Here is a 9080-nt window from a genome sequence, read left to right on the forward strand (position 1 = left end):
GCGGGATGGAGCAGTCTGGTAGCTCGTCGGGCTCATAACCCGAAGGTCGTAGGTTCAAATCCTGCTCCCGCAACCATATAGAAAGACTCGCTAGTATTAGCGGGTCTTTTTTGTTTTACGCCTAATAGATAAATCAGTTTTAATCCTTTTAAGTGTTTCTACCAAATATTGGATAATTGGCCAATAATATTGGATTACTGTTTTATGAATTATACAAAAGCCGCTACTTGGTGTTTTTATAGTTATTCCGATTTGTATTGGTCGTTAAAAAATTACCCAGTAACGCAATACTGGCCTTGCAAAGAAATCTGGTGGTACGTATAATGCGGCCAACTTTAAAGACGAACTCCCTCGCAGAATGAAAGTAACGTCTTCTCTGATGTAAAATGTTTATTCAAATTATACTCATGCTATTTTAAGTTAAATATTTTACATATTATTTATAAATGTATTTATTCCTTTATTGGGATGTTTATAAATAAACTAGCGTCCAGAATTTTAAAAACCTCGCTTGTACGGGGTTTTTTATTATCTATTTAGTTATATTTACATGATTTATTCTGGGCATTTGGCCCTTTTTTTGTTTTTGGAGCATCGCTTTGTCGCAACTCGAACAAAAGCTGACGGACATGTTAACTTCACCTGTTGAAGCCCTTGGCTTTGAAATGGTGGGAGTCGAATTTGTTCGTGCAGGTAAACATTCAACTTTGCGCATCTATATAGATCATCCTGATGGGATTGGTGTAGAGCATTGTGCAGAGGTGAGTCATCAAGTCAGTGCTGTGTTGGATGTTGAAGATCCAATTAGTACTGAGTACAACTTAGAAGTATCTTCTCCTGGGATGGACAGACCTCTATTTAAAGAAGCACATTATGTTGCTTGTTTAGGTGAAGTCGTGACACTTAGAACAAGAATGCCTGTTGGTGATAGACGTAATTTTAAAGGTAAAGTGTTAGCCTGCGAATCAGGAAATCTAACATTAGAAATTGATAACCAAACGCATGTGTTGGCTATTGCGAATATAGAGAAAGGTAATCTCGTCCCTTCTTTTGATTAAGATATTTTGATCAAGACAGAGACCTGAAAAGGACTTTCGTAAGAAAGTAATCAGTGAGGCAAGAATGAATAAAGAAATTTTGTTAGTGGCGGAAGCCGTATCAAATGAGAAACAAGTTCCAAGAGAAAAAATCTTCGAAGCTTTAGAATTTGCTATTGCTAGCGCCACCAAAAAGAAAAACGAAGGCGAAATCGAAGTACGTGTATGTATTGATCGTGAAAGTGGAAACTTTGACACTTTTCGCCGTTGGTTAGTTGTGGCTGATGATCACGAACAAGAAAACCCTATGGCTGAAATGTCTATCTCTGCAGCGCAGATAGACGAGCCAGAGATTCAATTAGGTGATTTTGTTGAAGATCAAATTGAATCGATTAAATTTGACAGGATCACGACTCAAACAGCTAAACAAGTGATTGTACAAAAAGTACGTGAAGCTGAACGAGCTCAAATGATTGCTGAATATGAAGACAAAGTCGGCGAGTTGGTGACAGGTACTGTTAAAAAGGTAAATCGCGACAACGTAATTATTGATTTAGGTAATAACGCTGAAGGTGTTATTTACCGAGATGATATGTTACCTCGTGAAACTTTCCGTCCGGGTGATAGAGTCCGTGGTTTACTTTATGTCATCCGTCCAGAAGCTCGTGGCGCTCAGTTATTTATCAGCCGTACTCATCCTGATATGTTGGTTGAATTATTTAGAATTGAAGTACCTGAAATCGCTGAAGAAACCCTAGAAATCAAAGGTGCTGCCCGTGATCCTGGTTCAAGAGCAAAGATTGCTGTTAAAACCAATGATAAACGACTTGATCCTGTAGGTGCTTGTGTTGGTATGCGTGGTTCACGTGTTCAAGCTGTATCTGGTGAATTAAGTGGTGAGCGTGTTGATATTGTTCTTTGGGATGATAACCCAGCTCAATTCGTAATTAATGCTATGGCGCCAGCCGAAGTATCTTCAATCGTTGTTGATGAAGATAAGCAAGCGATGGATGTAGCAGTTGAAGCTGATAACCTAGCTCAAGCTATTGGTCGTAGTGGTCAAAACGTTCGTTTAGCGAGTCAACTGACTGGTTGGGAACTAAACGTAATGACAACAGAAGATCTCACTTCTAAACATGAAGAAGAAAACGCCAAAGTATTAGGTGTGTTTACAGCAGGTTTAGATATAGACGAAGACTTTGCTTCTGTGTTAGTTGACGAAGGATTCACTACTCTCGAAGAAATTGCTTACGTACCAGTTAATGAGCTTCTAGAAATAGAAGGTCTAGATGAAGATATGGTTGAAGAGCTGCGAGGCCGCGCAAAAGCAACCTTAACTACTCGTGCATTAGCAACAGAAGAAACCTTAGAAGCCGCTGAGCCTAAAGATGAATTACTTAATCTTGAAGGCATGGAACGACACTTAGCTTATATGCTAGCTAGTCGTGGTATTACCGATCTTGAAGGTCTTGCTGAGCAAGGTACTGACGAGATTTCAGATATAGAAGAACTAAGCGAAGAAAAAGCCGGTGAGTTAATCATGGCTGCTCGAAATATCGTTTGGTTTAATGAAGAATAGATAGGTCACCAGGAGGAATACCAATATGGCAGAAGTATCCATAGAAAAACTCGCCACTGATATTGGCACTACAGTTGAACGTTTGGTTCAACAGTTCAAAAGTGCAGGTATTACTAAAGTAGCTGGTGCGCAAGTAACTGAAGATGAAAAACGTCAGTTATTAGACTTTTTAAGTAAGCAGCACGGTGGAACAGGCGCAGAAGCTCCTAAACGTATGACATTACAACGCAAGACAACCAGTACATTAAGTGTTGGTAAGTCTAAGTCAGTCAATGTTGAAGTGCGTAAAAAACGTACTTACGTTAAACGTACTGATGTTGAAGAAGCTAAGATAGCTGAAGAAGAAGCGAAACGTTTAGCTGAAGAACAACAGGCTAAATTAGAAGCTGAACAAAAAGCAGCAGAAGCCGCTAAAAAAGCCGCTGAAGAGAAAGCTAAAAAAGCAGCAGAAGCTAAAGCTAAGGCTGATGCAGAGCGTGCTCAAAGAGCAGAAGAAGCGAAAAAAGCTGCTGAAGCACGTCAAGCTGAAGAAACACAGTTAAGTCCTGAAGAAAAAGCTGAACAAGAAAAAATACAAGCAGAAGCAGAAAAACTTCGTAAAACGCAGGAAGAAGAAACCCAGCGTAAGCTTGAAGAAGAAGCGAAAAAAGCAGCTGAAGATGCAAAAAAATTAGCGGAAGAAAATTCACGTCGTTGGAAAGAAGAAGAAGAACGTCGTAAAAAAGAAGAAGCTAAAGAAGTTCACGTGCATTCGAACCGTTATGCGCAAGAAGCTGAAGATGTTGATGACATTAAATCTGAGCGTGGTGGCCGTAGACGTAAAAAGTCTAAGAAAAACGCCGGCTCTGAGCTTAAACATGCCTTTAATAAGCCTGCTAAGGCAGTTGAACGTATTGTTAAATTAGGCGAAACCATTACTGTTGGTGAATTAGGTAGCAAGTTGGCCATTAAAGCCACTGAAGTTATTAAAACACTAATGAAAATGGGTGAAATGGTAACGATTAACCACGTACTTGACCAAGAAACTGCCGTGTTGGTTGTTGAAGAAATGGGCCACAAGTATGAGTTGGTGAATGACAATGCGCTAGAAGACGAGTTGATCGCTGATGTGACTGGTGGTGACAAAGCAGGTCGTGCACCTGTCGTTACTATCATGGGACATGTAGATCACGGTAAAACATCTTTACTTGATTACATTCGTCGAGCCAAAGTAGCTGACGGTGAAGCCGGTGGTATTACGCAGCATATTGGTGCTTACAGTGTTGAAACTGATAACGGCCGTATTGCATTTTTAGATACTCCTGGTCACGCCGCGTTTACTGCAATGCGAGCTCGTGGAGCCACGGCTACCGATATCGTTATTTTGGTTGTTGCGGCAGACGATGGTGTTATGCCACAAACAAAAGAAGCGGTACAGCACTCTAAAGCTGCTGGTGTTCCGTTAATTGTTGCAGTTAACAAAATTGATAAAGAAGCTGCAGACCTAGATAGGGTTAAAACTGAACTATCACAAATCGAAGTGATTTCAGAAGAGTGGGGCGGTGAACACCAGTTCGTTAACGTTTCTGCTAAAACCGGTCAAGGTGTTGATGAATTATTAGAAGCCATCAACTTACAAGCAGAAGTACTCGATTTACAAGCTGTGCCGACTGGCCCTGCTAAAGGTATTGTTATTGAGTCTCGTCTTGATAAAGGACGTGGTCCAGTTGCTTCAGTATTGATTCAAGAAGGTGAGCTTAAAGCCGGCGACATCATGTTATGTGGTGAAGAATACGGACGTATTCGAGCTATGCGTGATGAAAATGGTAAAGATGTTAAACTTGCAGGTCCATCCACGCCAGTTGAGATCCTAGGATTATCCGGTGTGCCAATGGCAGGTGAAAATGCATTAGTTGTTCAAGATGAGCGTAAAGCCCGTGAAGTAGCGACTAAACGTCATACTAAGCAACGTGAAGTTAAACTTGCTAAGCAACAAAAAGCTAAACTAGAAAACATGTTTGCCAATATGGAAGCGGGTGACGTGAGCGAATTAAACGTTGTGCTTAAAGCAGACGTACAAGGTTCGATTCAAGCTATCTCAGACTCTTTGACTAAACTGTCTACCGATGAAGTGAAAGTTAACATTGTGGGTAGCGGTGTAGGTGGTATTACTGAGACTGACGCTAGTTTAGCAGCTGCATCTAGTGCAATTGTTGTTGGTTTTAACGTTCGTGCTGATGCTTCAGCTCGTAAAATTGTTGAAACTGAGGAAATTGATTTACGTTACTACAGCATTATTTATCAACTAATTGATGAAGTTAAACAGGCCATGAGTGGTATGTTAGCGCCAGAATTCAAGCAAGAAATCATTGGTTTGGCTGAAGTACGTGATGTGTTTAAGTCGCCTAAAATTGGTGCTATTGCTGGTTGTATGGTTACCGAAGGTGTTGTTAAACGTAGTAATCCTATCCGTGTATTACGTGAAAACGTGGTAATTTACGAAGGTGAACTAGAATCACTAAGACGCTTTAAAGATGATGTTCAAGAAGTCCGTAACGGCGTTGAATGTGGTATCGGTGTAAAAAATTACAACGATGTTAAAGCAGGCGACCAGATAGAAGTATTTGAAATTGTTGAAGTTAAACGCGAACTATAATTTTGTTATAGGTTTAACCAACAATATTTAAGTTGAGTAAACGGAGGCTACGGCCTCCGTTTTGTTTGAACACCGAATAATGGTGTTAGGAGAAATAAAATGGCTAGAGAATTTTCCAGAACCGACAGAGTAGGTCAGCAAATTCATAAAGAGATTGCCAGTATTTTACAAAACGAATTTAAAAATCGTGATCCAAGATTAGGTATGGTGACGGTATCGGCGGTAGAAGTCTCAAGAGATTTAGCTTATGCCAAAATTTTCGTTACGTTTTTTGAAAACGACGAAGAACAAATTAAAAGTTATTTAGAAATATTGCATGAAAATAAGGGATTTATTCGCACTCTTTTAGCAAACCGTATGCGTATGCGTGCCGTACCTGCTGTTAAATTTGTTAGAGATGGATCGTTGGCTGAGGGTATCCGTATTTCAAATTTAGTAGACGATACTATCAATAAAGATGCGGAACGAGCAAAACGAGCAGGTCAAACAAACGAACAAGATAACACCGATAATCAGTCAGACGAGTAACCAAAATTTTATGGCTAGAAAAAGAAAAGGTCGCTTAGTTAACGGCATTATATTATTAAACAAACCTTTAGGTGGTTCTTCAAATCATGCCTTACAACAGGTTAAACGAATATTTAATGCTGCAAAAGCAGGCCACACAGGGGCATTAGATCCCTTAGCTACAGGTATGTTGCCAATTTGTTTGGGTGAAGCGACTAAGTTTTCACAGTTTTTGTTAGACGCTGATAAAACCTACTCAGTCACGGCAAAATTAGGTGAGCGTACTACGACTTCTGATGCCGCTGGTGAGATTGTAGAAACTAAACCTGTAGAGGTGAGTGAATCTCAATTGGTTGAAGCTTGTGAACAGTTTAAAGGCCCTATCAAACAAGTGCCTTCGATGTTTTCCGCCTTAAAACACCAAGGCAAGCCCCTATATTTTTATGCCCGTCAAGGCATCGATATTCCACGTGAAGCTAGAGATATTGAAATCTACAGTTTAACTATCGATCGTTTTGAAGGTGATGAAGTGGATATGACTGTGCATTGTAGCAAAGGGACGTATATACGCTCTTTGGTAGATGATTTGGGGCAAGTCTTAGGGTGCGGCGCATTTGTGAGCCGCTTAGATCGTACTCAAGTGACGGATTATCCTGTTGATAAAATGTTTACTATGGAGCAATTGCAAGAATTACGCGATAAGATCGATCCTGAACAACAAGATTTAATGGATGATGCGAATTTTTCTGAATTAGACCAACATTTACTACCGATGGACTCTGCGGTAAAAACGCTGGAACAAGTTGAAATAGATCTAGTGGCAGAAGGTTTTTTCAGGAACGGTAATCCGGTTAACTTTATGGGCAATGCTCTCTATCAAGAGAATGGCGTAATACGTGTTTATAGTCATGAAAGTGGTCGTTTCTTAGGCGTTGGTTTTATTGACTCTGATGGTAAGGTTGCACCCAAACGTTCTGTTGTTTGGTAATTTAATGTCACTAAAAACAGTACAGACTTTAAATTTCCGAGTACTGTACTGTCATATTTGATGGCTGATATTAGCTCACTGAAGCCAGTGAGCTAAATAACCTGAGATCGAGTTAAGTCGAGCCTCTCGATAATGCTCTTTTTGTGCCTAGCGACGTAGAATTTTCTAGCAATAACACGTTATTACGTACGACCATCCGCCTTGCCATACACGAAAAATTTCGTCATCGAGGCACATTTAACCCAAACATAACCGAAGGTATACGTGTAAGTGTCTGAACTGTTTGTAAAATTTAATTCAAAACGACACTCATTATCCCGAGTTCAGGTTAAATATTGTATGAATCGTTGATTACGCTAACCACGATTGACACTTTTCTACATCGTTGACACTTAAATGTATTGAATCCAAAACGACTCGCTCGGCGGTAAAACTTAGGTTTTTTAGTTTCTTATCTCTTAATATAGTTAAGGGAACTTGCTGTTTTAACTCTAAGTTATTGATGATGTATTTGAGGTTGTCAGTACTTATTTGCCAATTGTTTATGGCAATTATTACGTCTTTTACTTGTAAACCGGCATTAAAGCTTGCGCTTGGTTGTGTGACTTGAAGCACTTCAACACCTATGTCTTTATCTTTTAATTGTGCCCCAAAATCAAACATGAACGGGGTCGTAGATATCGAGCCGCCTTTATCGCCCAACTTGTCTCTAGCACTATAGTTAACGTTAATGCCAAATTGAGAGAGTAATTTTTCGAATGGTAATTCTTGGGTTGTATAAAGGGCTAATTCGAAGAAGTCACTAAGATCGATATTTAAGTCATCGGCGACAATTTTTTGTACGCTGAGCTTATGAGTAGGGATCCCTAGCTTTCCATATTGTGCCCATAAATAACGCATAACGTCATCTAGCGTCTGTTTGTTATCTGTCTTTTGTTTAATTAATAAGTCTAGGCACATGGCTAAAACCGCGCCTTTATTGTAGTAGCTTACTATGTTGTTGATAGATGATTCGTCTTGCTTATAAAATTTTGTCCAAGCGTCATAACTTGACTCAGTAATACTTTGTTTAAATCTCCCTTTATTACGCACTAAACGCGTTAAGTTTTTAGCCATTACGTTTAGGTATTCTTCTTGTTTTACAACTCCACAACGTAGGAGTGATAGGTCATCGTAGTAACTCGTAAAGCCTTCATATATCCATAATTGTTCAGTGTATTTTTCGCAATCTAACTTAGCTTCAAACAACTCTTCAGGTTTAGTTCTCTTTACATGCCATGTATGCAGAAATTCGTGGCTGCATAGGCTTAAGAATGTCTGGTACCCATCTGTCATATTTTCTTTTTGATATAGGCTAGGCAGGTCTTTTCGACTATACATGAGAGCGGTGGAGCTGATGTGTTCTAATCCACCAAATGCATTATCAGTTAAAAGAGTGATAAATTGATAATGACCAATTGGTGGAGAATCTTTAAAAAATTCAATTTGGTGTTGGCATATTTTGGTTAAGTCACTTTTAATTCTATTTGTGTCAGCCTGGTGTCCACCGGCTAAAATCAATTCGAATTTAACGCCTGATGTTTCAAATGGCACTATGTCAAATTCACCTAATAATACAGGGTGGTCGATAAGCTCATCATAATGTTTAGCCCAGTAGTGACCGAACTCGTGAGACAAATGTTTATTTGATGTAAGTGTTGTGGCGACTTTCCAGTGGGACAAAGTGTTTTCTTTAGGTTTAATTAATTCTACAGAGCATGGTTGACTGGTTTGCCCTTCTACGGCTAAAAACATGTTAGTACCATTAAAGAAGGCATATTCATCATTTATATAAGCGCCTCTGACAGATAAATCGTAAGCATATACTTGATATTCGATGGTGAGTTTTCCAATACAAGGCGATACTCGCCAGGTTTGCTTGTCTTGTTTAGTGATGTTCAATATTTCGCCAGCAGCATTGAATGCACTTATCTGAATAATGTTTTTGGCAAAGTCTCGAATCATGTAACTACCTGGGATCCAGGCTGGTAAACTTAGTAATTGCCCAGTTTTATCTGGATTTTCAATACTCAAGGTAACATTAAATTCATGTGACGTAATGGACTTAACGCTAACTTGATAATGAACGTTTGATTTGGATTTTTGCATCTTTTAAATGTACTACCTGAATTATTTACCTAAGCACTGTATACTTTAAATTCTTAGGTTGTTGTTTTAATAAACTTTATTTACCATCCTTATGTGTAAATAACAATGTTTTCTAGGAACCGTAATTAAATGGCTATATTGCAGGAAATTGTAGGGCTGACAAACGCAGATCTTAGAAAAATTAAA

At 39.2% G+C, this 9080-nt stretch carries 6 protein-coding genes; 5 read left to right on the forward strand and 1 reads right to left on the reverse strand.

Annotation, left to right across the window (positions count from 1 at the left end):
- Positions 1–599 precede the first annotated feature (599 nt).
- From rimP to truB, 5 genes are all read left to right on the forward strand, one after another.
- The gene (gene rimP / locus ACSHXM_RS19550; RefSeq protein ID WP_435691682.1) at positions 600–1058 is read left to right on the forward strand and encodes a ribosome maturation factor RimP; all 459 of its coding nucleotides are present in this window, start codon (positions 600–602) and stop codon (positions 1056–1058) included.
- A gap of 64 nt (positions 1059–1122) precedes the next feature.
- Positions 1123–2616 carry a transcription termination factor NusA gene (nusA, locus tag ACSHXM_RS19555; protein ID WP_435691684.1) on the forward strand — a complete coding sequence of 498 codons (1494 nt, stop codon included), beginning with the start codon at positions 1123–1125 and terminating at the stop codon, positions 2614–2616.
- 25 nt (positions 2617–2641) lie between these two features.
- Positions 2642–5251, forward strand: a complete 2610-nt coding sequence (gene infB, locus ACSHXM_RS19560; protein WP_435691686.1) for a translation initiation factor IF-2 — start codon at positions 2642–2644, stop codon at positions 5249–5251.
- Positions 5252–5350: 99 nt separating this feature from the next.
- Positions 5351–5779 carry a 30S ribosome-binding factor RbfA gene (rbfA, locus tag ACSHXM_RS19565; protein WP_435691688.1) on the forward strand — a complete coding sequence of 143 codons (429 nt, stop codon included), beginning with the start codon at positions 5351–5353 and terminating at the stop codon, positions 5777–5779.
- Between the two features lie 10 nt (positions 5780–5789).
- Positions 5790–6746: a tRNA pseudouridine(55) synthase TruB gene (gene truB, locus ACSHXM_RS19570; protein ID WP_435691690.1), complete on the forward strand. Its 957-nt coding sequence runs from the start codon at positions 5790–5792 to the stop codon at positions 6744–6746.
- 351 nt (positions 6747–7097) lie between these two features.
- Here the strand turns inward: truB and ACSHXM_RS19575 are convergent, their stop codons facing one another.
- Positions 7098–8894: a M61 family metallopeptidase gene (locus tag ACSHXM_RS19575; RefSeq protein ID WP_435691692.1), complete on the reverse strand. Its 1797-nt coding sequence runs from the start codon at positions 8892–8894 to the stop codon at positions 7098–7100.
- Positions 8895–9080: the final 186 nt, after the last annotated feature.

The organism is Paraglaciecola sp. (assembly GCF_051252315.1).
Lineage (GTDB): Bacteria > Pseudomonadota > Gammaproteobacteria > Enterobacterales > Alteromonadaceae > Paraglaciecola.